General features: G+C 64.8%; 21 protein-coding genes. 10 read left to right on the plus strand and 11 right to left on the minus strand.

Going from position 1 to position 21692, the window contains the following annotated elements; translation table 11 throughout:
- Positions 1-39 precede the first annotated feature (39 nt).
- The 5 genes from ACIPW4_RS05140 to ACIPW4_RS05160 form a co-directional block, all read right to left on the minus strand.
- Positions 40-1452 (minus strand): DOPA decarboxylase, encoded by a 1413-nt coding sequence (locus ACIPW4_RS05140; RefSeq protein ID WP_400655438.1) that lies wholly within the window; start codon positions 1450-1452, stop codon positions 40-42.
- Between the two features lie 80 nt (positions 1453-1532).
- Entirely contained in the window at positions 1533-2477 is a 945-nt protein-coding gene (locus tag ACIPW4_RS05145) for a LysR family transcriptional regulator (RefSeq protein WP_400655440.1), read from the minus strand.
- A 134-nt stretch (positions 2478-2611) separates the two neighbouring features.
- Complete coding sequence (locus ACIPW4_RS05150; RefSeq protein ID WP_051097568.1) at positions 2612-3322, minus strand: YebC/PmpR family DNA-binding transcriptional regulator; 711 nt, start codon at positions 3320-3322, stop codon at positions 2612-2614.
- A gap of 95 nt (positions 3323-3417) precedes the next feature.
- Positions 3418-4809, minus strand: a complete 1392-nt coding sequence (locus ACIPW4_RS05155; RefSeq protein WP_400655442.1) for an FAD-dependent oxidoreductase — start codon at positions 4807-4809, stop codon at positions 3418-3420.
- Positions 4810-4823: 14 nt separating this feature from the next.
- Complete coding sequence (locus tag ACIPW4_RS05160) at positions 4824-6140, minus strand: MFS transporter (protein ID WP_400655443.1); 1317 nt, start codon at positions 6138-6140, stop codon at positions 4824-4826.
- A 244-nt stretch (positions 6141-6384) separates the two neighbouring features.
- Here ACIPW4_RS05160 and ACIPW4_RS05165 point away from each other — a divergent pair, with 244 nt between their 5' ends.
- Positions 6385-7254: a LysR family transcriptional regulator gene (locus ACIPW4_RS05165; RefSeq protein WP_400655446.1), complete on the plus strand. Its 870-nt coding sequence runs from the start codon at positions 6385-6387 to the stop codon at positions 7252-7254.
- A 74-nt stretch (positions 7255-7328) separates the two neighbouring features.
- Complete coding sequence (locus ACIPW4_RS05170; protein ID WP_400655448.1) at positions 7329-7694, plus strand: DUF2784 domain-containing protein; 366 nt, start codon at positions 7329-7331, stop codon at positions 7692-7694.
- On the opposite strand, the gene tam is transcribed toward ACIPW4_RS05170, so the two are convergent.
- A complete protein-coding gene (gene tam / locus ACIPW4_RS05175) occupies positions 7691-8467 on the minus strand; it encodes a trans-aconitate 2-methyltransferase (RefSeq protein WP_400655450.1) in 777 nt (258 codons plus the stop codon). The genes ACIPW4_RS05170 and tam overlap by 4 nt on opposite strands.
- A 94-nt stretch (positions 8468-8561) precedes the next feature.
- Here tam and ACIPW4_RS05180 point away from each other — a divergent pair, with 94 nt between their 5' ends.
- A complete protein-coding gene (locus ACIPW4_RS05180; RefSeq protein WP_400655578.1) occupies positions 8562-8741 on the plus strand; it encodes a hypothetical protein in 180 nt (59 codons plus the stop codon).
- Between the two features lie 3 nt (positions 8742-8744).
- On the opposite strand, the gene ACIPW4_RS05185 is transcribed toward ACIPW4_RS05180, so the two are convergent.
- A complete protein-coding gene (locus ACIPW4_RS05185; RefSeq protein WP_400655452.1) occupies positions 8745-10157 on the minus strand; it encodes an amino acid permease in 1413 nt (470 codons plus the stop codon).
- A gap of 326 nt (positions 10158-10483) precedes the next feature.
- Here ACIPW4_RS05185 and ACIPW4_RS05190 point away from each other — a divergent pair, with 326 nt between their 5' ends.
- Positions 10484-11908 carry a PLP-dependent aminotransferase family protein gene (locus tag ACIPW4_RS05190; protein ID WP_400655454.1) on the plus strand — a complete coding sequence of 475 codons (1425 nt, stop codon included), beginning with the start codon at positions 10484-10486 and terminating at the stop codon, positions 11906-11908.
- A 107-nt stretch (positions 11909-12015) separates the two neighbouring features.
- Here ACIPW4_RS05190 and ACIPW4_RS05195 read toward each other — a convergent pair whose 3' ends face one another.
- Genes ACIPW4_RS05195 through ACIPW4_RS05205 form a run of 3 tightly spaced genes read right to left on the minus strand, consistent with a single transcriptional unit; the run spans position 12016 to position 15613 of the window.
- Positions 12016-13038: a histone deacetylase family protein gene (locus ACIPW4_RS05195; RefSeq protein WP_400655455.1), complete on the minus strand. Its 1023-nt coding sequence runs from the start codon at positions 13036-13038 to the stop codon at positions 12016-12018.
- A complete protein-coding gene (locus tag ACIPW4_RS05200) occupies positions 13038-14279 on the minus strand; it encodes a Zn-dependent hydrolase (RefSeq protein WP_400655580.1) in 1242 nt (413 codons plus the stop codon). The genes ACIPW4_RS05195 and ACIPW4_RS05200 overlap by 1 nt, the downstream gene beginning before the upstream one ends.
- 29 nt (positions 14280-14308) lie before the next feature.
- Positions 14309-15613, minus strand: coding sequence for an MFS transporter (locus tag ACIPW4_RS05205; protein ID WP_400655458.1), 1305 nt, complete (start codon positions 15611-15613; stop codon positions 14309-14311).
- 288 nt (positions 15614-15901) lie between these two features.
- Here ACIPW4_RS05205 and ACIPW4_RS05210 point away from each other — a divergent pair, with 288 nt between their 5' ends.
- Both ACIPW4_RS05210 and ACIPW4_RS05215 read left to right on the plus strand, forming a co-directional pair.
- Positions 15902-16813, plus strand: coding sequence for a LysR family transcriptional regulator (locus ACIPW4_RS05210; protein WP_400655460.1), 912 nt, complete (start codon positions 15902-15904; stop codon positions 16811-16813).
- A 171-nt stretch (positions 16814-16984) separates the two neighbouring features.
- Positions 16985-17527: a WYL domain-containing protein gene (locus ACIPW4_RS05215; RefSeq protein WP_400655462.1), complete on the plus strand. Its 543-nt coding sequence runs from the start codon at positions 16985-16987 to the stop codon at positions 17525-17527.
- On the opposite strand, the gene ACIPW4_RS05220 is transcribed toward ACIPW4_RS05215, so the two are convergent.
- Positions 17521-18561: an AraC family transcriptional regulator ligand-binding domain-containing protein gene (locus tag ACIPW4_RS05220; RefSeq protein ID WP_400655464.1), complete on the minus strand. Its 1041-nt coding sequence runs from the start codon at positions 18559-18561 to the stop codon at positions 17521-17523. The two genes, ACIPW4_RS05215 and ACIPW4_RS05220, sit on opposite strands and share 7 nt — an antisense overlap.
- A 168-nt stretch (positions 18562-18729) precedes the next feature.
- Between ACIPW4_RS05220 and ACIPW4_RS05225 the strand changes: the two genes are divergently transcribed.
- The 4 genes from ACIPW4_RS05225 to ACIPW4_RS05240 all read left to right on the plus strand — a co-directional run bounded on the left by ACIPW4_RS05225 (position 18730) and on the right by ACIPW4_RS05240 (position 21623).
- On the plus strand, positions 18730-19914 hold the full coding sequence (locus ACIPW4_RS05225; protein WP_400655466.1) for an acetyl-CoA C-acyltransferase family protein: 1185 nt from the start codon (positions 18730-18732) through the stop codon (positions 19912-19914).
- 11 nt (positions 19915-19925) lie between these two features.
- Positions 19926-20774: a 3-hydroxybutyryl-CoA dehydrogenase gene (locus tag ACIPW4_RS05230; RefSeq protein WP_400655469.1), complete on the plus strand. Its 849-nt coding sequence runs from the start codon at positions 19926-19928 to the stop codon at positions 20772-20774.
- Between the two features lie 12 nt (positions 20775-20786).
- Positions 20787-21368 carry a TetR/AcrR family transcriptional regulator gene (locus ACIPW4_RS05235; RefSeq protein WP_400655472.1) on the plus strand — a complete coding sequence of 194 codons (582 nt, stop codon included), beginning with the start codon at positions 20787-20789 and terminating at the stop codon, positions 21366-21368.
- A 126-nt stretch (positions 21369-21494) separates the two neighbouring features.
- On the plus strand, positions 21495-21623 hold the full coding sequence (locus tag ACIPW4_RS05240) for a hypothetical protein (RefSeq protein WP_400655474.1): 129 nt from the start codon (positions 21495-21497) through the stop codon (positions 21621-21623).
- Positions 21624-21692 lie beyond the last annotated feature (69 nt).

Consider the following 21692-nt stretch of genomic DNA (forward strand, 5'->3'; position numbering starts at 1 on the left):
CTTGTGTCGCGAAAGGGCCGCAACGCGGCCCCAACGATGTCAGCCTTTAACCACCTCTTGCAGGTTCGCCCAAAGCTTCTCCACATGCTCCCGCTCTGTCGGCAGCGCCCCCACCGACACCCGCACCATCCATCGCCCCCCCAGCGTCGCCGGCGTCACATACGCCACCCCGGACGCATTCAACCGCTCAGCCCACGCTTTGGTATGCGCATCCAGCGCCTCCCCCGCCAACCCAGCCGGCTGATGGCGAATGCACAAGGTCTGCAACTGCACCGGTGCCAGCACTTCCCACTCCGCTGCCGCATTCACCTGCTGCGCCAGCCAGCGAGCATTCTCCAGGTCCCGGCGCAAGCGCTGCTGCAAGGCCTCGATACCTTCACTGCGCAACATGAACCACAGCTTCAGTGCACGGAACCGTCGCCCCAGCGGAATGCCCCAGTCACGCAGGTTCTTCACCTCACCATCCACCGCCGATTGCAGGTAACTCGGGTTGGTGCTCATCACACGGATCAGGTGCTGCGGATCACGCACGTAATAGATCGAGCAATCGAACGCCACGCCCAGCCATTTGTGTGCGTTGACCACGACTGAGTCGGCCAGCTCGATGCCATCCCACATCCAGCGGCATTCCGGCAGGATCATCGCCGAGCCGGCCATGGCCGAGTCGACATGCAGCCACAGCCCGTTGGCCTGGGCGATTTCGCCGATCGGGCGCAGCGGGTCGAGGGCGGTGGTGGTCGTGGTGCCTGTGGTGGCGACCACGGCACAGGGCTGGTTGCCGGCGGCCAGGTCCTGTTCGATGGCAGCCTGCAGCGCTTCGGGGCGCAGGGCGAACTGCGCATCGGTAGCGATCAGGCGGATGTTGGCGCGACCGAAGCCGGCCAGCAGCGCGGCCTTGTCTACGGAGCTGTGGGCGTGAGCACTGACATACACGATCAATGGCTTGGCCTCGGCCTGCAGGCCGCCGCGTACCAATGCATAGTCGGTGGCACGCTCACGGGCACTGATCAGCGCCACCAGGGTGCTGGTGGAGGCGGTGTCCTGGATCACCCCGCTCCACTGGGCCGACAGACCAAGCAGCTGGCGCAGCCAGTCGAGGGTGGTTTCTTCCAGCTCGCTCAATGCCGGGCTGGATTGCCACGACAGGCCCAGCACCCCGAGGCCGGTGCTGAGGAAGTCGCCGAGCACCGACGACAGGGTGCCGTTGGAGGGGAAGTAGCCGTAGAAGTCAGGGTGTTGCCAGTGCGACAGGCCAGGCATGACCAGCCGGTTGACGTCATCGAGGATCGCTTCGAACGGTTCGCCCTGCTGCGGCGCGCCTTGTGGCAGCTGGGCCTTGAGGTAGCCGGGCTCGACCTGGGCCATGACCGGGCGCTCACCGACGGATTGGCGGTAGTCGGCGATCAGGTCGATCAGCTGGTGGCCGTACTGGCGGAATTGTTCTGGGGTCACGCGCGCTCTCCTGAGGATTATCCAGTACCCCAGTCTAGGCGCCTGCACTCAAGCGAATAACCCCGCTTTGCGCATACCAGCTATGGCAAACCCGCAATCGCGCCCTGCACGCCGAATTGCGACTGCCGCCACAGCTCGAACACCCGGTTGCGCAACCAGCGGTGCTCGGCCGAGGCCTGCAGGCGCTGATGCCACACCACCCAGTAGCGCTGGGTATGCTCGACAAAGCCCAACGGCCGCCACGCCAGGCCATGCAGGCGGCACAGTTGCCGGGCGATGTGCTCGGGCACGGTGGCCAGCGCCTGGCTGTTGCCGATCACCTGCACGGTCGCCGAAAAGAACGGTACCTCCAGGCTGATACGCCGCTGCAAGCCTTGGGCGCGCAGGTGTCGATCGATGAAGCTGTCCTTGTCGCCGCCGCCGGAAATGCGCACATGCTTGCAGCCCAGGTAATCGTCCTGGCCAAGCACGCCCCGCGCAGTCAGCGGGTGATCCTGGCGCATCAGGCACACCGCCCGGTCTTCGCCTAGCAGGCGACCATGCAGGTTCGGCGGCGATTCGTCGAACAAGGTGGTGGCCAGGTCGATCTCACCGCTGGCGAGCAAGGCGTATTGCCCCGCCTGCCAGGTGCGGTAGTCGATGGACACGCCCGGGGCTTCCTGCTCAAGCGCGGCTACCAGCAGCGGCAGCATATGCTCGGCCACATAGTCGGAAGCGGCCAGGCAGAAGCGCCGCTCGCAGCGGGCCGGGTCGAAGGTGGCGGGTTGGCGCAGGGCCTGGAGCTCTTCGAGCACCTGACGCAGGGGTTCGACCAGGGCTTCGGCGTGTTCGCTGAGCACATAGCCGCGGCCTTGGCGTACCAGCAGGGGGTCGTCGAAGGCCTCGCGAAGGTGGGCCAGCTGCCGGCTCAAGGCCGACTGACTGACGCCCAGACGCTCGGCGGCATGGCTGAGGTTCTTCAGCTGCAGGAGGCAGTCGAGGGTGCGCAGGTGGGCGAGGCTGAGGGAGGCGAAGGTGGGGTTCATTGGGATTCGGCTCCGGATTGCCGGCGAGGGCTTCGCCCTCGTTTCGCGACACAAGGCCGCTCCTACAGAAAAACGCATATCCCTGTTAGGAGCGGCCTTGTGTCGCGAATGGGCCGCAAAGCGGCCCCAGCTCTTTAGGCGGTCAAGCCAACGTAGACGTTCTGCACGTCATCGTTCTCGTCGATCGCTTCGAGGAACGCCTCGACCTCGGCCAGCGCCTCAGCACTCAGGCTGGCCGCGCTCACCGGGTTTTTCGGGGTGTAGCCGATCTTCGCCGAAGTGACAGTAAAACCATGCTCCGGCAGGGCCTTCTGCACGGCATCCAGGTCGGTGGTATCGGTGATGAACAAGGTCGAACCTTCTTCTTCACCTTCCTCGAAGTCCTGGGCGCCGGCTTCGATGGCGGCCATTTCCGGGTCGGCATCGCCTTCCGGGGTGGCTTCGATCAGGCCGACGTGGTTGAAGTCCCAGGTCACCGAGCCGCTGGCACCCAGCTGGCCCTTGCGGAACAGTACGCGGATCTGGGCCACGGTGCGGTTGACGTTGTCGGTCAGGCACTCGACGATCAGGGGTACCTGGTGCGGGGCGAAGCCTTCGTAGCTGACCGCATGGTACTGCACGGCCTCGCCGTCCAGGCCAGCGCCTTTCTTGATTGCACGCTCGAGGGTTTCACGGGTCATCGACGCTTTCTTGGCCTGGACGATGGCCAGGCGCAGGCGCGGGTTCATGTCCGGGTCGGCGCCCGACTTGGCGGCGATCTGAATTTCCTTGGCCAGCTTGCCCATGATCTTGCCCTTGGCGTTGGCAGCTGTTTCTCTATGTTTGGCTTTCCACTGTGCGCCCATGTCGACTCTCTTTGTTTCAGCGGCCGGTTCAGGAAGCGACCGGCCAAAAGTGGGAGCAGTTTATACGCCCTCGGGCAGTGGATCGACAAGTAATCTCACGCTTTGTCGGCCTTGCCCGCCGCCGCCGCAAAACGCGCCAGGCGCACATCCAGCCGGCGCGGCCGTATGCCACGGTCTTCGGCGTGCTCCTTGCGGCGGATGGCGTTGCGCACCATCAGCGAGCCGAGGTAGCGGATCGGTTCGGGCGGGAACAGCCCCAGCGGCCCCTTGACCAGCGGCGAGCGGGTCCAGGGGTTGTCCAGGCCCAGCGCCAGCGACGACAGGATCTGCCCGCCCATATGGCAAGGCCCGACCCCGCTGCCGGAATAGCCGAAGCCGTAAAACACGTTGCCCTGCCCGTCCAGTTTGCCGAAGAACGGCAGCCCGGTGACCGAGCGGTCCGACGGGCCGTTCCAGCTGGCCGCCAGCGGCACCTCGGCCAAGGCCGGGAAGAACTCGCCCAGGCTTTCGCGCAGCAGCGGCCGGTACGGCGATGGCTGGTCGAACACCGGCAGCATGCGCCCGCCGTAGGCGAAGGTGTTGCCGCCCTTGCCGAGCATCAGCCGGCCATCGGACGTGTTGTGGTAGTAGTGCACGAAAATCCGCGAGTCGAGCACGCTTACGCCGGTATTCAGGCCGATCTCGCGCAGCAGTTCGGGGCACGGCTCGGTGATCACCATGTCGCTGGACACGATCGCCACGCTGCGTTCGAACTGCGGGAACGCCCGTGCCATCCAGGCGTTCAGCCCGAGCACCACGCGGTCGGCGCGAAGGGTGCCGTGGGCGGTACGCACCTGGGCCGGGGCGCCGTGCTCCAGGCCGGTCATGGCCGTGCCTTCATGAATGCGCACCCCGCGCTGCAGTGCGACCCGGCGCAGGCCACGCACCAGCTTGCCCGGCTGCACGGTGGCAGCGGCTGGCGAGAACCAGCCTTCCAGGTGCCGCGTGGAACCGGCCAGGCGCTGCAGCTCAGCCAGCGGCAAGCGCTCGAACGAGTTGATGCCCTTGTGCTGCAACGCGGCGATCACCGCATCGGTGCCACCGACCTGGGCTTGGTTGGTGGCGGTGTACAAGGTGCCGTCCAGGCGGTAGTCGCAATCGATGCCATTGGCCGCGCAGAATGCGCCGATGGCACCAATGCTGTACTCCGACTCGCGCACCAGACGCACCGCTTCGGCCGCCCCGAACAGACGCTCGAGGGTGAAGTACTTGGCCGACCACGACAGCGCGCAGCCACCGTTGCGGCCGCTGGCACCAGCGCCGCAGATATCGGCCTCGATCAGCACCACGTCCAGCGCCGGCACCGCCTCCTTGAGCATCAGTGCCGTCCACAAGCCGGTGTAGCCACCACCGACGATGCACACATCGCAGCGGGCATCGCCTTGCAGCGGAGGGCACACCGCGTCCTGCTCCGATTCCAGGGCCTGTTGCAGCCAAAAGGGTCTCATTCGCTCGCTTTCCTTCAGGTACGCAGTGGCTTGATCGCCATGCTGGTGTTGGGTGCCACGTCATTGGCCTGGGGTGTGCTGGCCGGGCGGCTGTTCCAGTGCGGCAGCAGCACCAGGGCCGAGAACAGTGCGCAACCGGCGAACACGATGAACACCGTGACGCTGTCGAAGTAGCCCGGCAGCAGGCCGCCGAGCACGGCGCCCACCGAGCCGCAGCCGTTGACGAAGCCTGCCGCAGTGGCGCCGGCCTTGGCCGTGCCGAAGTCGATCGCTGCGGCGCCGCTGATCATCGAGTCCGGCCCGTACAAGGTCAGGCCCATGACGAATAACAGACCCACCACCATCACGACACTGCCGCTGTGCATGGCTGCCATGAACGCTGCCAGGGTGACGGTCAGCAGCACCAGGCTGATCACGCAGGCCGGCATGCGCCGGGCACCGAACAGCTTGTCCGAAGCCAGGCCGATGATGATCGGGCCGAGCAGCCCCGCCAGTTCGAAAGCGGTCGGGATGATCGCCGCGCCGACCTTGCCCACTGAAGGCATCTGCTCGAAGACGATGACCGGGCCCCACAGCAGAATGGCGTAGCGCGCCGGTTTCAACAGGAAATAGGCCAGGCCAAGGGTCAGCACCGTGCGGTTGCGCAGGATCTCGCGCAGTGGCGCCCATACGCTGCACAGGTTGCCGGCCGGGGCCATGCTCTGCGGCTCCGGTTCGACCGCTGCCAGGCCGACGTCTTCCGGTTTGTTGCGCTGCAGGAAGAAGAACAGCACGGCCACGCCAGCCACCACTGCGGCACTGGAGAAGAACGCCGCGTGCCAGGTGCCGACCAGGGTGTAGGCCCACCAGCCGGCGAAGGGCGAAGCGACCAAGCCACCAAAGGCATAGCACGAGCTCCACAGCCCCAGCACCCGCCCACGCTGCGAAGCCGGGAAGAAGCTGCCGATGTTCTTGCACAGCCCGGCCCAGCCGGTGGACTGCGCCAGGCCCTGAATCAGCATGCAGGTGGCGAAGATCGGGAAGGTTGCGTAACTGCCCATCACCACGGCGGCCACCGCCGAAATCAGCAAGCCGCCCAACACCACCACGCGCGGGCCGAAACGGTCGGCGAGCATGCCCCAGGTGAACTGGCCCACGGCATAGGCGGCCAGGTAGATGGCATCGAGGTTGGCCATGGCGGCCTTGTCGAGCATGAACGTCGGGTCTTCAGCGATGCCGAGCTTGGCCACCGAAAAGGCTTTGCGGGTGAAGTAGAAGGCGGCGTAAGCCAGCCAGGTGATGGCGAAAATCTGGATGCGCCAGCGTTTCAACGCGGCTAGTGACTGATTCATTGATTCTGACCTCTTGCTCAAGTGTGCCGGCAGATTGTTAAAAAACGCCTGTCTTGTTGTTGTGTTGCGCACTGCATGACGAAGGCTCGTCATCTGGTCAGATGGCACCGGTGTGCGGGCCATGGCCCGGCCGCGGCTTGTGACGGCAGCCCAGGGTTGCAACGTATGGAAACAGTTGCTGACTGATAAATAAAATCGATTTATTGTATTTCACACATAAGCTCAGCTTGTTACTGGAGTCGCCATGTCGGTTTCCCACGCTCAACTCAAGGCCTTCCACGCAGTGGCCGTGCATGGCAGCTTCACCCGCGCCGCGCAAAAACTGTTTCTGACCCAGCCGGCGGTGTCCGACCAGGTGCGCAAGCTCGAGGAGCGCTTCGGCGTGCTGCTGTTCCACCGCAACAAGCGATCGGTGCAGTTGACCGACCTGGGCGAACGGCTGCTGGGCATCAGCCAGCGCCTGTTCGCCTGCGAGGCAGAAGCCCATGACCTGCTGCAGGATTCACGAGCCCTGCACACCGGCAGCCTGGTGTTGGCGGTGGATGCGCCCGTGCACGTGTTGCCGCAGATCGCCCGCTTCTGCCAGCGCTACCCGGGCATTCAGGTCAAGGTCGAGACCGGCAACACCGATGAGTCGCTGTCACGGCTGTTCAGCTACCAGGCCGACCTGGCCCTGCTCGGGCGCGATGTCGATGACGAGCGGCTGTATTGCGTGCCGCTGCGTCGCGACCCCATGGTGGCGTTCGTCTCGCACAACCACCCGTGGGCCAGCCGCGGCTCGATCAACCTGGCCGACCTGGACGACACACCACTGGTGCTGCGCGAGCCGGGGTCGGTGACGCGGCAGACACTTGAGGAAGAGATGCAGCGCGCAGGGCTACGGATTCGCCCGGCGATTCAGGTGGAAGGCCGGGAAGCGGCGCGCGAGGCCGTGGTGGTGGGGATTGGCGTGGGGGTGGTGTCGGCGGCCGAGTTTGGCGCGGATGCGCGGGTGTGTGCGTTGCCGATCATCGATTGCCAGCGGCACCTGACCGAGACCCTGGTGTGCCTGAGTGAGCAGCGATCGCGGCGGGTGGTGGCGACCTTTCTGCAAATGGTTCAGGAAGGCCTGTAGGGCTGTACCCGCGAAGAGGCCAGCACAGGGAATACAACTATGCTGGGAATACCTCAAGTCAAGGCTCACCCACCATGCTGTATCGCCTGGCCGCCGACGCCCTGGTACTGCTGCACCTGGCCTTCATCTTGCTGGTCCTGTTCGGCGGCCTGCTGGTGCTCAAGTGGCGCCCCGCCCTGCTCCTGCACCTCCCGGCCCTGGCCTGGGGCCTGGCAGTGGAAGGCCTGCACCTGGAATGCCCGCTCACCGACTGGGAAAACCATATGCGCTCTGCCGCTGGGGACGCCGGCTACCACGGCGGCTTCATCGAGCATTACATCTGGCCGTTGCTCTATCCCGAAGGCCTGACGCCGCAGATCCAGCTGCTGCTGGGCGGCGTCGTGCTGGTGCTCAACCTGGTCATCTACGGTTATGTAATCTGGCGCTGGCGCCGCCGTTAACGGGTCGCAACGACGAACAGCCGCGGGAACGGCAGCAGTACCTTGCCATCAGTGGCTGGCGGGTAGTCGCGCTGCATGGCCTGAAGGTACATTTGCAGGAAATCCGCCTGTTCCACTGGGTCCAGCCTGGCCAGATAAGGCCGCAGCGCCGAGCCCTTGAACCATTCCACCACCGCCTCGGCACCGCCGGCCAATGGGTGGTGATAAGTCGTGCGCCACACGTCGACCCTCGCGCACAGCGGGCTGAGGAGGTCGTAGTAGAACGCCGCATTGTGCCGGGGTGGCAGCTTGAAATCTTCGAATTTGTCAGCCCAAGGTCCCTGGCTGGCGATTTCGCGCAGTTGCCGATGGGCCGGTTCGTCAAGGTTGTCCGGCGTCTGCACGGCCAGACTGCCGCCTTCGCTCAATTGACGCACCAGGTGCGGGTACAGCGCGCCATGGTCGGCCACCCATTGCAGCGAGGCATTGGCCAGGATCAGGTCCTGCGGCTCGGGTGCCGACCAGCCGCTGATGTCTGCGATCTCGCAGCGCACCCTTGGGATGTGCAGGCGCTTGCGCTCGCGCGCCTTGTCGATCATGTCCTTGTCGCTGTCCAGCGCCGTCACCTGGGCATCCGGGCAGCGCTGCAGCAGCACTTCAGTAGAGTTGCCGGGGCCACAGCCCAGATCGGTGGCATGGCGCACCGGCCGCGGTGGCACGGCGGCCAGCAGGTCACGCACGGCGCGGGTGCGTTCGTCTTCGAACAGGGAATACTGGGTGGCGGACCAGGCCATGGGCGGCTCCTTTTGGCAGGCGATGCAGTGAGCATAAGCCATACCGGTGCGCTTGCGCCTGAACTGTCCGCCTATGCTTGAAGTCATCCACTCTATGCGCATGCCCATGAAAGTATCCCTGGCCCTGGCCATCCTGGCGCTGATCGCCGCCGCCGCCCTGCTCGGTTCCCCCTGGATGAACCAGCGGTTTCACATGCCCGCGGAAAAACACCCGGCCCAACAACGCGAAACGGCCGGGTCCCCAAGGGAGCCGGCCGTTTCCAACAGCAAGTGACGCTTAGTGCTGCTGCTTGCCAGAGCGCATCTGGTGGACCACGCCCATCGCCACCACGAGGGCCGCGGCGATGCCGGTGGAGATCACCAGGATCTGGTAGTCAGGCATGAAGGCCATGGTCACCAGCGCGGCGATGATGAAACCGATCACCAGGTAGGTCAGCCATGGGAACAGCCACATCTTCAGACGCACTTCCTTGCCTTCGGCGATCAGCTTGCGGCGCATGCGCAGCTGCGAGAAGGCGATCACCAGGTACACCAGCAGGGCGATCATGCCGGTGGTGTTCATCAGGGTTTCCAGCACGTCTTTCGGGCGCAGGGTCTCGCTGAAGTTGATCAGCGCGCAGACCACGGCCACGGCGCAGGAGCCAATGATCGCGAACACCGGTACACCGGTGCCGGCGCGGGTGATCTTGAAGAACGATGGCGCATCGCCGCGCTGGGCCAGGGAGAACAGCATGCGCGAGGCCGTGTAGTGGCCCGAGATCAGGCAGCTGCTCACCGAGGTCAGCACCACGAAGTTCATCAGCAACTCGGCGTGCGGCACGCCCAGCAGCTCCAGGGTACGGCGGTAGGCGCCATAACCGGAAACGCCCAGCTGCGGGTCGTTCCACGGTACCAGGCAGACGATCAGGAAGATCGAGCCGACGTAGAACAGGCACACACGCCATACCACCGAGTTGGTGGCCTTGACGATCTGGGTGGCCGGGTCCTTGGCTTCGGAAGCGGCGATGGTGACGATTTCGGCGCCGAGGAAGGCGAACATCACGCCGAGCAACGCGCCGATCACCGTGGTGATGCCGTTGGGCATGAAGCCTTCGGCGGTCAGGTGGGTGATGCCGCGCACTTCACCGAACTGCCAGATGTTCATGACCGCAGCGCCGCACACGATCAGGAAGCAGACGATCGCGATCACCTTGATCAGCGCGAACCAGAATTCGAACTCACCGTAGTGCTTGACGTTGAAGAAGTTGACGGTGATCAGCAGCAGGGTCGTGGCCAGCACGAACACGTTGACGCTCACGTCGGGGAAGAAGCCATGCAGGATCTTGCCCGCCACATAGGCTTCCCAGGCCATCAGGATGACCCAGTACCACCAGTACAGCCAGCCGATGGTGAAACCGGCCCAGCGGCCGATTGCGCGGTCGGCGTAGGTGGAGAACGAGCCGGTGTCGGGCGAGGAAGTCGCCATTTCACCGAGCATGCGCATGATCAGGACCACCAGGATGCCGCCGGCCAGGTAGGCCAGCACTGCGGCTGGGCCGGCGCTGTGGATCACGCTGCCGGAACCGACGAACAAGGCGCCGCCGATAACCCCGGCGATCGACATCATCGTCAGGTGGCGCGACTTGAGCGAGGCACTGAGCTTGCTCTCGTGCCCGCTTTTCGCGGTGGTGGTTGTGGATGTTGCGTCCATCAGTTGTGTACCCCGTGCTTCTTTTTATCCAAGGAAAACTGTGAAACCCCGATGGCTCTCGGTTTCACCTGTACATCAGTGCTAATGCGGGCAGGATGGTGTGCGCAAACACACGCAGGCCTTCCGTGGCGGCCTGCTGACGCGCCCCAGGGTTGGCACCTGAAGCGAACTGAACATGCTTTATGTAGCGATATCTGACACCTAATGTAAAAATGTCCGACGTAGAGAGCCATGCACAGTGGCATGAATCTCGCACTGCACTGTACAGGCCGCCAATGCAATACACCTTGCTGGCGCCTTGCGTTCCGCACACTTGAAGGCCCCGAATGTTCGAATTAGATCCAGACTCTTCCACGCCGTTGGTCAACCAGATCATCGACGGCTTGCGCGAGCTGATCGACAACCAGACCCTCAAGCCGGGCGCCAAGGTCCCGTCGATCCGCGCCTTCGCCGCGACCTATTCGGTGAGCACCTTCACCGTGGTCGAGGCGTACGACCGCCTGGTCGCCCAAGGGCTGCTGGTGAGCAAGGGCAATGCGGGCTTTTTCGTCAATCGTGCGGCTAACGAGCTGCTGGAGCAGCAGAACAGCGAGACTGACAGCGGTCGCCCGACGTTCAATTCCGAGTGGTACCTGCAGCAGATCTTCGAAACCCGCCAGCTGCCGTTCAAACCTGGGTGCGGCTGGTTGCCCAACGACTGGATGTATGAGGAAGGCCTGCGTCGTGGCCTGCGCCAGGTTGCCGGCAGCCCGCTGGAGTTGTCTGGCTACGGCGACCCGATGGGTCTGCCGGAGCTGCGTGCACTGACGGCGCAGAACCTGCAGCAGGAGCTGTCGATCGTCTGCAACCCGGCGCAGCTGATGCTGACCCACGGCGCCAGCCAGGCGCTGGACCTTGCCGTGCGCACGCTGGTGCGGCCCGGGGACGTGGTGCTGGTGGACGACCCTGGCTACCCCAACCTGATGAGTATCCTGCGTACCCAGGGCGCAACGCTGATCGGCGTACCCCGCACGCCGAACGGTTACGATCTCAATCATCTTGAGCAGCTGCTGGCGCATCACCGCCCTACCGCTTTCTTCACCCAGCCGCACTTGCACAGCCCGACCTGTTCCCGCACCCCGCTGCCGCAGCTGCATCGGCTGCTGCAGCTGGCCAGCCAGCACGGCTTCCGGCTGGTGGAAAACAACCTGTACGCCGACATGGTTGCCGAGCCCCAGCCGTGCCTGGCCAGCCTCGACCACCTGCAGCAGGTGGTGTATGTGGGCAGCTACTCCAAGAGCATCTCGCCCAACGTGCGGGTCGGTTACCTGCTGGCCAACCCGGAGCTGATGCAGAAGCTGCTGCACCTGAAGATGCGCTCGGGGCTGACTACCTCGCAGGTGATGGAGCGAGTGGTGTATGCCGCGATCATCGACGGGCGCTGGCGCAAGCACCTCAAACGCCTGCGTCAGCGGCTGACCGAGGCGCATCAGGAAGTTGGCCGGCATCTGCATCGATTGGGCTTTGAACTGTTCACCGAGTCGGATGAAGGGATGTATATCTGGACCCGCCACCCGGCCATTCCGGACAGTGCGGCGTTGCTCGATGATGCGCTGGAGAAAGGCATCATGCTTGGGCCTGGGCAGTTGTTCATGGTCGATGCCAAGGCCACTGGATGGATGCGCTTCAATGTGGCGTTCAGTACGGATCCGGGGATGTGGGAGTTGTTGGAGAAGGTGTTGGTGAAACATGTGCGGCGGGGTGGGATTTAGGGACTGGGGCGTCCCACAGGATCACCACAGGCCTCAAGCCCGCGCGGTCTCTGTGGGAGCTGGCGAGCCCGCGAAGAGGCCAGCAGCCACCCAACAGCTACTGACTGTTACCGCCAGTCGGCCTTGTCCGCAAAAAATGCCTGCGCATTGGCCTCCAGGCTCTCCAGGTGATACCCCCCTTCCTGAACAATCACGCAAGGCAACCGCAGCGCCCGAATCCGCTCACCCAGCGCAGCAAACCCTTCAGTCGTCACCGCTACCTTGCTCTGCGGATCCAGTTCATAGATATCGAACCCGAGCGACAGCACCAGCACCTCGGCGCCAAAGTCCTTCACCGCATCCAGCGCAATCTCCAGCTGCCCCATGAAGTCCGCCTCGCTGGCCCCATGGGCCATCGGCAGGTTGAGGTTGTAGCCCTCCCCCGCACCACTGCCGCGCTCGTCCTCGAACCCCGCCACCCCAGGATAGAAGTTGGTCGGGTCACCATGGGTCGACACGTACAGCACATCGTTGCGCTCGTAGAAGATTTCCTGAATACCCTGCCCGTGGTGCATATCGGTATCGAGAATCGCCACCCGGCTGTAACGGCTGCGCAGGGCCTGGGCCGCCACGGCCGCATTGTTGATGTAGCAGAAACCACCTGCCGCATCGAACCGCGCATGGTGCCCGGGCGGGCGGCACAGCGCATAGGCCGCTGGCTCGCCATCGAGAATGGCCTGGGCCGCGGCCACTGCGCTCTGCGCCGACCAGTACGCCGATCGCCAGGTGTTCTCGCCTACCGGGCAGCTGCCGTCGGCCAGGTAGCGCCCGGCCTGGGCGAGGATGCCGCGCAGGGCGTTGGGCTCGCGCACGAAGATGTTCGACATCACCTCGTCGCCCCAGTCCTCGGGCACTTCCTTCCAGCGCGCATGGGCCTCTTCGAGGAACGTCAGGTAAGCCTCACCATGCACGGCCTTGAGCGGTGCCAGGCCGGCGTCGTCGGGCTGGCGGATGTCGAAGCCCAGGTCCTTGGCGGCCTGCAGCAGACGCTGGGCGCGTTCGGGGACTTCCTGCGGAGTGCGCATGGCGCCGCGCGAGTAATAACTGCGCGGATGGTGGCGCAGCTGTTCGGGGTGGAAATAGCAGCGCATCAGGCTTCTCCTTGTTCGACTCGGCCGGCGCGGGCCAGCACGGCATTGAGCAGTACGTCGACACCCTGGCGGGCATCCTCGGGCAGCACGTCCTCGGCTTCGTTATGGCTCAGGCCACCGACGCAGGGGATGAACACCATCGCCGTGGGGCAGTAGCGAGCCAGCAGAATGGCGTCGTGGCCGGCGCCGCTGACGATTGCTTGCTGGGCATAGCCAAGGCCGTCCACCGCTTGCTGCACGGCGGCCACGCACTCGGCGTCGAACGGCGTGGCCGGGCTGACCCAGTGGCGCTCGATGCGCACCTGCAGACCGCGCTGGTTGGCGATGGCCTGCAGCTTCAGGGTCAGGTCGCGCTCCATGGCCTCGATGGCTTCGTCGCGGTGATGACGCAGGTCGACGGTGAAGCGCAGCACGCCGGGGATGGTGTTGCGCGAGGACTTGGCGATCGACAATTCACCGACGGTGGTCAGGCCTTGCGGGGCGAAGTCGGCGGCCAGTTGCTCGACCGCCTGAATCATCCGCGCGGCGCCGTACAGGGCGTCCTTGCGCAGCGGCATCGGCGTGGTACCGGCGTGGGCAGCCATGCCTTCGACAGTTACGTCCAGCCAGCGGATCGCCTGACCACCGCTGACCACACCGATGGCCTTGGCGTTGTCTTCGAGGATCGGGCCCTGTTCGATATGCGCCTCGAAGTAGGCATCGACGTTGCCACCCAGCGGACGCTGGCCGGCGTAACCGGTGCGCTGCAGTTCGTCAGCGACACTGATGCCATCGGCATCACGGATGGCCAGGGCCTGGTCCAGCGCCAGGCTGCCGGTGAACACTGCCGAGCCGAACATGGCCGGGGTGAAGCGGGCGCCCTCTTCGTTTGTCCACACCGCGATTTCCAGCGGTTTGCGGGTCTGGATGTTCAGGTCGTTGAGGCGGCGTACCACCTCCAACCCCGCCAGTACCCCATACACGCCATCGAAACGGCCGCCTTCGGGCTGGGTGTCGAGGTGGCTGCCCATCATCACCGGGGCGGCGGTCGGATCACTGCCGGCACGACGGGCGAACAGGTTGCCGATGGCATCCACGGTCAACGTCAGCCCGGCTTCGCGGCACCAGTGGCTGAACAGTTCACGGCCGGCCTTGTCCTCGTCGCTCAGGGCCAGGCGGCAGCTGCCACCACGGGCGGTGGCGCCGATCTCGGCCATGGCCATCAGGCTCGCCCACAGGCGATCACCATTGCTTTTCAACATGTGCGGGTACTCCAGAATCAGGGGATCGATCAAGCCAGTTCCAGATGCTGGCTACGGGCGTACTGGCGCGCCAGGGCGAGCACGCAGACCAGCGAAACGGTGGCGATCAGGGTGTAGAACACTGCCATCGGCCACCATTGGCCGCTGAAGGTATGGGCCAACCAGGTGCCGATCAGCGGGGTAAGGCCGCCGGCGATGGCACCGCATACCTGGTAGGCCATGGAAATCGCGGTATAGCGCACGCGGGTGTCGAACATGCCGCTGACATAACCGGCGATCACCGCGTAGAACGAGGCCATGCAGGCCGCCGCCAAGGCGATGCCGAGCACGATCAGCGGGCCTTCGCCGGAGCTGACCAGCACGAACATCGGGTACGGCGAGGCCATCGCCAGCAGTGCGACCAGGGCCAGGAAGCGAGTGGCACCGAGCTTTTCCGACAGCCACGCGGCCAACGGCTGCACGCAGAACTGGATGATGGCCACGAAGAACAGGCACTCGAGGATCAGCGAGCGCTCAAGGTGCAGTTGCTGGGTGGTGTAGCTGATCATGAAGGTGTTGGTGAAATAGACGCCGGCGATACCCAGGGTGTTGGCGCCGATGCACAGCAGCAGCGGACGCCAGGCGGTACGCAGCACTTCCAGTACCGGCGCCTGCTCCTTGCGCTTGGCCTTGGCCGCCTGCTCACGGCTGGCGATGAATTCTGGCGACTCGTTGACCCCCAGGCGAATGGCCAGGCCCACCACCAGCAACAGCGCGCTGGCCAGGAACGGCACGCGCCAGCCCCAGCTCATCAGGTCTTCCTCCGGCAGGCGGGTCACCGCACCGAAGGCCAGCAGCGACAGGATCAGGCCTGCCGGGCTGCCCAACTGGGCAAACGAGGCGAAGAAGTTGCGCCGGCCCTTGGGCGCATGCTCACCGGCCATCAACACCGCCCCGCCCCACTCGCCACCCACGGCGATGCCCTGGATCACCCGCAGGATGATCAGCAGCACCGGCGCAGCAGCGCCGATCTGGGCGTAGGTCGGCAACAGGCCGATGCACACGGTAACGATGCCCATCATCAACAGGGTGATGACCAGCGACTTCTTGCGGCCGATGCGGTCGCCCACGTGGCCAAAGACGATGCCACCCAGCGGCCGGGCGAAGAAGCCCACGGCGAAGGTGCCGAACGCGGCCATGGTGCTGAACAGGCTGTCGTCGGAAGGGAAGAACAAGGCACCGAACACCAGGGCGGCGGCGGTGGCGTAGATGTAGAAGTCGTACCACTCGATCATGGTGCCGATGAATGCGGCGGCGGCGGCACGGCGCGGCTGGGAGGAAGCGGTAGGCTTCATGTGGGCTCCTTTGCTTGTTTTTCTGGCAGGAGTTGACGGGTCACGGTGGCGCTCTGGTGGCGCATGGCCTGTTGATCGGTGTTGGCTTCTTCGCGGGCACGCCCGCTCCCACAGGAATTTCACCAGGCCTGCAAGCGCTGCAGTACCTGTGGGAGCGGGCGTGCCCGCGAAGAAGCCAGCACCGATGCAGCAGGCCTCAATGACTGCGATTTATCGTCTCGGGGCTATGATTAGTCAATTTTCTATTTATTATTCGCAATATTAGTCACGCTTATTATCGAGCCTGCCATGTCCGACCGCCTGCTCAACGACCGTCTCGACTGGAACCTGCTGCGCACCTTCCGCGTGATCGGCCAGGAGTTGTCCATCAGCCGCGCCGCCGCCCGCCTGCACCTGACCCAACCGGCCGTAAGCCAGGCGCTCAAACGCCTAGAGGAACAGCTCGGCCGCCAGCTGATCGCACGCCGCGGCCCCCGCTTCGTGCTTACCGACATGGGCGAGCAGCTGTTCCAGCTGGCCGGCGAGGTCTATGGGCAGATGTCCCAGATCGGCGGCCTGCTGGAGCAGCCGGCGGATGAACTGGTGGGCAAGGTCCGCTTGTTGATGATCAGCCGCATCGTCAGCGAGCGTTTCGATGATTTTTTGGCAGACTTCCATCGCCAGCATCCGCGAATAGACCTGGAAATCGACGTGATGCGCAGTTCGGATATCGTCGCCGCCCTGCAGGAAAAGACCACCACGGCGGGCCTTAGCCTCAACCGCCGGCCACAGCCGCGCCTGGAGCAGCGGTTGTTCCTGCGCCAGCGCTATGCGTTTTTCTGCGGCAAGCAGCATGCCCTGTTCGGCCGGAACGAGGGCGATCTGCAGCGGGAGAATTTCGTCAGTTTCACCAGCGACCAGATTGGCGGCATGTTGTCGCCGCTGACCATCTTCCGCGACCAGCAAGGGTTTTCCGGCCGGATTGTGGCATCGTCGCCCAGCCTTGAAGAGGTGCGCCGGCTGGTAATCGCCGGCTTCGGCATCGGCTGCCTGCCTGAACATGTGGTGGCGCCGGATGTGGCGGCGGGGTTGCTGTGGAAGCTGCCGCCCGAGGAAGGGATTGCCGATGTGGACATTCACCTGTTGTGGAACAGGGAACAGCGGTTGAGCCGGGCGGAAGAGGTATTTATCGGGGCCCTGCAGGAGTGCCTGTACAACTAAGGACCATATTTTGGTCCATAAATAGGACACATACAAGTCGTGACAGCTAATGGTCCTCCACCGTCAGTCTCGCTGAACTTGGATCCCATCCACTGAAGGGGTATGCTGTAGCAGTAGCTAAATGCCATCACCCAGCCTTTGCATGTGCCAGGGTTTTCAAGGACGAAGCCAATGCCCAGCCACCCGACCCGCCACACCATCGCCCGCCAATGGCAGCTACTGAAACTCCTGCCCGACCGCCATCCGGGAATGAGCTCCACGCAGTTGCAGGGCGCATTGGCCAAGGCTGGCCACAAGACCAGCAAGCGCACGGTCGAGCGCGATCTCAACGAACTGGCAACGCTGTTCCCGCTGCACTGCAACAGCAAGGGCATGCCCTATGGCTGGTACTGGCAGCCGGGCCTTAGCCTGGATGCGGCCCAGCAGCTGCAGCCGGATGTGCTCAGCCCTTCGCAACAGATCGAACTGCACGCCTGGGTCGACGATGGCCTCGCCCGACGCCTGGAAGACCAGCCGCTATCCGATGACATGCGCCTGGCGCCGCACCACAACGGCGGCGCGATGCTCGCGGCCACGGTCGAAGACAGCCGGGCGCTGATGGGCTGGCTGTTGTCCCAGGCCGGCTCGATCCGGGTCAAGGCCCCGGAAACACTGCGCGTGTCAATGGTCGAACAACTGCGCCAGAGCCTGGCCCTGAACGACGACGGTTACTGACCGACAGCGCCAGCACTGGCGTTTGCAAGCCCGGCCAACCTGGCCCGATAGCTGCCGGGGCTCTGCCCGGTCCACTTCTTGAACGCCCGGTGAAACGCGCTGGGCTCCTGGAAGCCGGCCTGCTCGGCAATTTCGGCGATGCTCAAGGTGCCTTCACGCAAGTGCTCGAAGGCCATCGCCCGGCGCACTTCATCCTTGATCTGCTGATATGAGCGCCCTTCGCGCTCCAGCTGGCGGCGGAAGGTGCTGGCACTGATACCCTGTTGTTCGGCCATGGCCGCCAGTGTCGGCCATTGCCCATAACGGCGTGCGCGCAGATGGCGATAGACCTCGGCGACCAGGCCATTCTGGTTGCGAAAGCGGATCACCAGGCCCTGCGGCGCGCTGCGCAGGAAGGTCTTCAGGCCCGCCAGGTCCTGCACTACCGGCAGGCGCAACCAGGCACTGTCGAACTCCACTTCGGTGCGCCCGCTGCCCAGCCGCAGGTCCGGCCCCCACAGTAACGCGTCATCATCCTGGGCCGGGCGCGCCACTGCCAATTCCGTGCGGTCGATGGCGATGCGCCGCCCGGCCAGCCAGCACAGCAGGCCGATCATCAGCACCAGGTAGGTTTCTTCGGCGTATACCCGGGTCAACGGGTCGGCGATCGCCGACTGCACGCTGATCACCGCGCGCCCGCCGCGCAGCGTCAGGCTGCCGCGCAGATCGCGCAGGAACAGGGCGAAACTGCCCATGCACTGGCGCAGGGCCTTTTCCAGGTTCGGCTCCTGAATCAAGCCACGGCAGATCAGGGCAAAGCTGCCCAGCGGCATGCCATGGCTGTCGAGGCGAAAGAACTCGTCGTCCAGCAGTTCGATCAGCTCCAGCCACAAGCGGGCAAAGGCCTTGGCCGGCACCCGCGCCTGCGGCTGGCCGAGCATGGCCGGGTCGATGCCCACGCCACGCAGCCGCGCCTGCAGCACTTCAGGTTGCTCGCGCAAGGCATGCAGCATGGCATTGAGAAAGTACACCGCGACCGAATCGCTATCGCGCATGGCGGAATTCACTGTCTATGCTGAGTGGCAAAAAATGCCAGGTTGACTGAACAGATCCGGCATAGGCTGCAACAGAGCCTTTGCCTAGACTCGAACCCACCTCGGGATCGCCGGCCATTCTCGCAGAGCCGGGCCCGCTCCCGCCATGCCTTCGCAATCGGAGCCTCTATGAGCAGCGCAGAAATCTTCGTCGTCAGTGCCGTCCGTACCGCCATCGGTGGTTTTGGTGGTGCCCTCAAGGACCTGCCCCTGGCCGACCTGGCCACCGCCGTGACCCGCGCCGCCATCGAACGTTCGGGCGTGCCCGCCGAGCAGATCGGCCATGTGGTGATGGCCAACGTCATCCCCACCGAGCCACGCGACGCCTACCTGTCGCGGGTGGCGGCGATGAACGCCGGCATCCCCAAGGAAACCCCTGCCTTCAACGTCAACCGCCTGTGCGGCTCGGGCCTGCAGGCCATCGTCTCGGCCGCCCAGTGCCTGCTGCTGGGTGACACCGACGTGGCCCTGGCCGCCGGTGCCGAGTCCATGAGCCGTGGCCCGTACCTGCTGCCGCAGGCACGCTGGGGTGCGCGCATGGGGGATCTGCAGGGCATCGACTACACGGTCGGCGTCCTGCAGGACCCGTTCGAACACTTCCACATGGGCATCACCGCGGAAAACGTCGCAGCCAAACAGGGCATCAGCCGCGAAATGCAGGACGAACTGGCCCTGACCAGCCAGCGCCGCGCCGCCCGCGCCCAGGCCGAAGGCCGCTTCGACAGCCAGATCGTGCCGCTGGAACTGAAAACCCGCAAAGGCACTGTGCAATTCGCCGTCGATGAACATGTACGCGCTGATGTGACGGCTGAGCAACTGGCCGGCATGAAGACCGTGTTCAAGAAAGACGGCACGGTCACCGCCGGTAACGCCAGCGGCATCAACGATGGCGCCGCCGGCCTGGTGCTGGCCACCGGTGACGCCGTGCGCCGCCTGGGCCTGAAGCCGCTGGCGCGCCTGGTGGCTTATGCCCACGCCGGTGTCGAGCCGGAGCTGATGGGCCTGGGACCGATCCCGGCGACCCGCAAGGTACTGGAAAAGGCTGGCCTGAACGTCAGCGACCTGGACGTGATCGAGTCCAACGAAGCCTTTGCCGCCCAGGCCTGCGCCGTGGCCCGCGAGCTCGGCTTCGACCCGGAGAAGGTCAACCCGAACGGCTCGGGTATTTCCCTCGGCCACCCGGTCGGTGCCACCGGGGCGATCATTGCCACCAAGGCCATTCACGAACTGCAACGCATCCAGGGCCGCTACGCGCTGGCCACCATGTGCATCGGCGGCGGCCAGGGCATTGCCGTGGTCTTCGAGCGCGTCTGAGGGGCTGAAACATGACAATTGAACAGATTGCCGTGATTGGCGCTGGCACCATGGGCAACGGCATCGCCCAGGTGTGCGCGGTGGCCGGTTACCAGGTACTGCTGGTGGACGTTTCCGACGCTGCGCTGGAGCGTGGCGTGGCCACCTTGAGCAAGAACCTGGAGCGCCAGGTGAGCAAGGGCACGCTCGACACCGAGCGCGCCGAGGCGGCAAAAACCCGCATTCGTACCAGCACCGACTACGCGCAGCTGAGCAGCGCGCAGCTGGTGATTGAGGCGGCCACCGAGAACCTGCAGCTCAAGCAGCGCATCCTTCAGCAGGTGGCAGCCAACGTGGCGGCCGAATGCCTGATCGCCACCAATACCTCGTCGCTGTCGGTGACCCAGCTGGCCGCCAGCATCGAACACCCGCAGCGCTTCATTGGTGTGCACTTCTTCAACCCGGTACCGATGATGGCCCTGGTCGAGATCATCCGTGGCCTGCAAACCAGCGACAGCACCTATGCCCAGGCCCTGGTGGTCACCGAAAAGCTTGGCAAGACGCCGATCACCGCCGGCAACCGCCCGGGCTTCGTGGTCAACCGCATCCTGGTGCCGATGATCAACGAAGCGATCTTCGTGCGTCAGGAAGGCCTGGCCAGTGCCGAGGACATCGACACCGGCATGCGCCTGGGCTGCAACCAGCCGATCGGCCCGCTGGCCCTGGCCGACCTGATCGGCCTGGACACGTTACTGGCGATCATGGAGGCCTTCCACGAAGGCTTCAACGACAGCAAGTACCGCCCTGCTCCGCTGCTCAAGGAAATGGTTGCTGCCGGATGGCTGGGGCGCAAGAGCGGCCGCGGCTTCTTCACCTACTGAGGAGCCCACACCATGCCCCCGGTCAATGCCGCCATGCGCTGTGCCAACTTCGAGGAACGACGTGACCGGGCCATGGCACTGTTCGCCGAAAAGGGCTTTGGCCAGGTCAGCATGCGCGAGCTGGCAGCGCATGTCGGCCTGACCGCCGGTTCCCTGTATCACCATTTCCCCAGCAAGCAGGACCTGCTGTTCGACCTGATCGAGGAGTTGTACGAGGAGCTGCAGGCCACCCTGGAGCAGGGTCGGCGGGCCATGGCGCGTGGAGGTTCGGCACTGAACTGCCTGATTGCCGCGCATTGGCAGTTGCATGCCGAGCGGCCCATGCAGTTTCGCCTGGCCGAGCGGGACTTCTGTTGCCTGAGCGACGATCAGCAGGCGCGCCTGGCCTTGTCGCGCTCGCGTTATGAGGCCGGGCTGCTGCGCTTGATTGCGCCGCGGGCAACGTTGCAGGGTGAGGCGTTGGTGGCGACCGCGCATGTCGTGGCGACACTGCTGAACCAGTTGCCGGGGATGCTAAAGGGCTTGCCTGAGGAACAGGGGCTCGGGTTGATGGAGAGCCTGCTGGTTGGCGGGATAGAGCGCACCCTGAAGTAGAGCACGGTCTCTGTGGGAGCGGCCTTGTGTCGCGAAAGGGCCGCAAAGCGGCCCCAAAATCGATGCAGTGACGCTGGGATCCTGGGACCGCTGCGCGGCCCTTTCGCGACGCAAGGCCGCTCCCACATGGCGATCGCTCTGCCTGTGCGTTCAGCGCAGCAGGGCCTGGACCTGCTCGTGGAGGGTATCGAGGTCGAACGGCTTGGCCAGATGGAGAGCCTGCTGATTGGCGGGATAGAGCGCACCCTGAAGTAGAGCACGGTCTCTGTGGGAGCGGCCTTGTGTCGCGAAAGGGCCGCAAAGCGGCCCCAAAATCGATGCAGT

The sequence above is a fragment of the Pseudomonas sp. NPDC089996 genome (assembly GCF_044748405.1).
GTDB lineage: Bacteria > Pseudomonadota > Gammaproteobacteria > Pseudomonadales > Pseudomonadaceae > Aquipseudomonas.

What these genes read in the sequence shown, in the direction of transcription:
- ACIPW4_RS05220 (WP_400655464.1), bottom strand. Translation starts at nt 18,561, where the DNA reads ATGCGCGATAGCGATTCGGTCGCGGTGTACTTTCTCAATGCCATGCTG.
- tam (WP_400655450.1), bottom strand. Translation starts at nt 8,467, where the DNA reads ATGGCCTGGTCCGCCACCCAGTATTCCCTGTTCGAAGACGAACGCACC.
- ACIPW4_RS05145 (WP_400655440.1), bottom strand. Translation starts at nt 2,477, where the DNA reads ATGAACCCCACCTTCGCCTCCCTCAGCCTCGCCCACCTGCGCACCCTC.
- ACIPW4_RS05225 (WP_400655466.1), top strand. Translation starts at nt 18,730, where the DNA reads ATGAGCAGCGCAGAAATCTTCGTCGTCAGTGCCGTCCGTACCGCCATC.
- ACIPW4_RS05180 (WP_400655578.1), top strand. Translation starts at nt 8,562, where the DNA reads ATGCGCATGCCCATGAAAGTATCCCTGGCCCTGGCCATCCTGGCGCTG.
- ACIPW4_RS05240 (WP_400655474.1), top strand. Translation starts at nt 21,495, where the DNA reads ATGGCGATCGCTCTGCCTGTGCGTTCAGCGCAGCAGGGCCTGGACCTG.
- ACIPW4_RS05215 (WP_400655462.1), top strand. Translation starts at nt 16,985, where the DNA reads ATGCCCAGCCACCCGACCCGCCACACCATCGCCCGCCAATGGCAGCTA.
- ACIPW4_RS05165 (WP_400655446.1), top strand. Translation starts at nt 6,385, where the DNA reads ATGTCGGTTTCCCACGCTCAACTCAAGGCCTTCCACGCAGTGGCCGTG.
- ACIPW4_RS05235 (WP_400655472.1), top strand. Translation starts at nt 20,787, where the DNA reads ATGCCCCCGGTCAATGCCGCCATGCGCTGTGCCAACTTCGAGGAACGA.
- ACIPW4_RS05190 (WP_400655454.1), top strand. Translation starts at nt 10,484, where the DNA reads ATGTTCGAATTAGATCCAGACTCTTCCACGCCGTTGGTCAACCAGATC.
- ACIPW4_RS05170 (WP_400655448.1), top strand. Translation starts at nt 7,329, where the DNA reads ATGCTGTATCGCCTGGCCGCCGACGCCCTGGTACTGCTGCACCTGGCC.
- ACIPW4_RS05195 (WP_400655455.1), bottom strand. Translation starts at nt 13,038, where the DNA reads ATGCGCTGCTATTTCCACCCCGAACAGCTGCGCCACCATCCGCGCAGT.
- ACIPW4_RS05230 (WP_400655469.1), top strand. Translation starts at nt 19,926, where the DNA reads ATGACAATTGAACAGATTGCCGTGATTGGCGCTGGCACCATGGGCAAC.
- ACIPW4_RS05205 (WP_400655458.1), bottom strand. Translation starts at nt 15,613, where the DNA reads ATGAAGCCTACCGCTTCCTCCCAGCCGCGCCGTGCCGCCGCCGCCGCA.
- ACIPW4_RS05185 (WP_400655452.1), bottom strand. Translation starts at nt 10,157, where the DNA reads ATGGACGCAACATCCACAACCACCACCGCGAAAAGCGGGCACGAGAGC.
- ACIPW4_RS05200 (WP_400655580.1), bottom strand. Translation starts at nt 14,279, where the DNA reads ATGTTGAAAAGCAATGGTGATCGCCTGTGGGCGAGCCTGATGGCCATG.
- ACIPW4_RS05210 (WP_400655460.1), top strand. Translation starts at nt 15,902, where the DNA reads ATGTCCGACCGCCTGCTCAACGACCGTCTCGACTGGAACCTGCTGCGC.
- ACIPW4_RS05155 (WP_400655442.1), bottom strand. Translation starts at nt 4,809, where the DNA reads ATGAGACCCTTTTGGCTGCAACAGGCCCTGGAATCGGAGCAGGACGCG.
- ACIPW4_RS05160 (WP_400655443.1), bottom strand. Translation starts at nt 6,140, where the DNA reads ATGAATCAGTCACTAGCCGCGTTGAAACGCTGGCGCATCCAGATTTTC.
- ACIPW4_RS05150 (WP_051097568.1), bottom strand. Translation starts at nt 3,322, where the DNA reads ATGGGCGCACAGTGGAAAGCCAAACATAGAGAAACAGCTGCCAACGCC.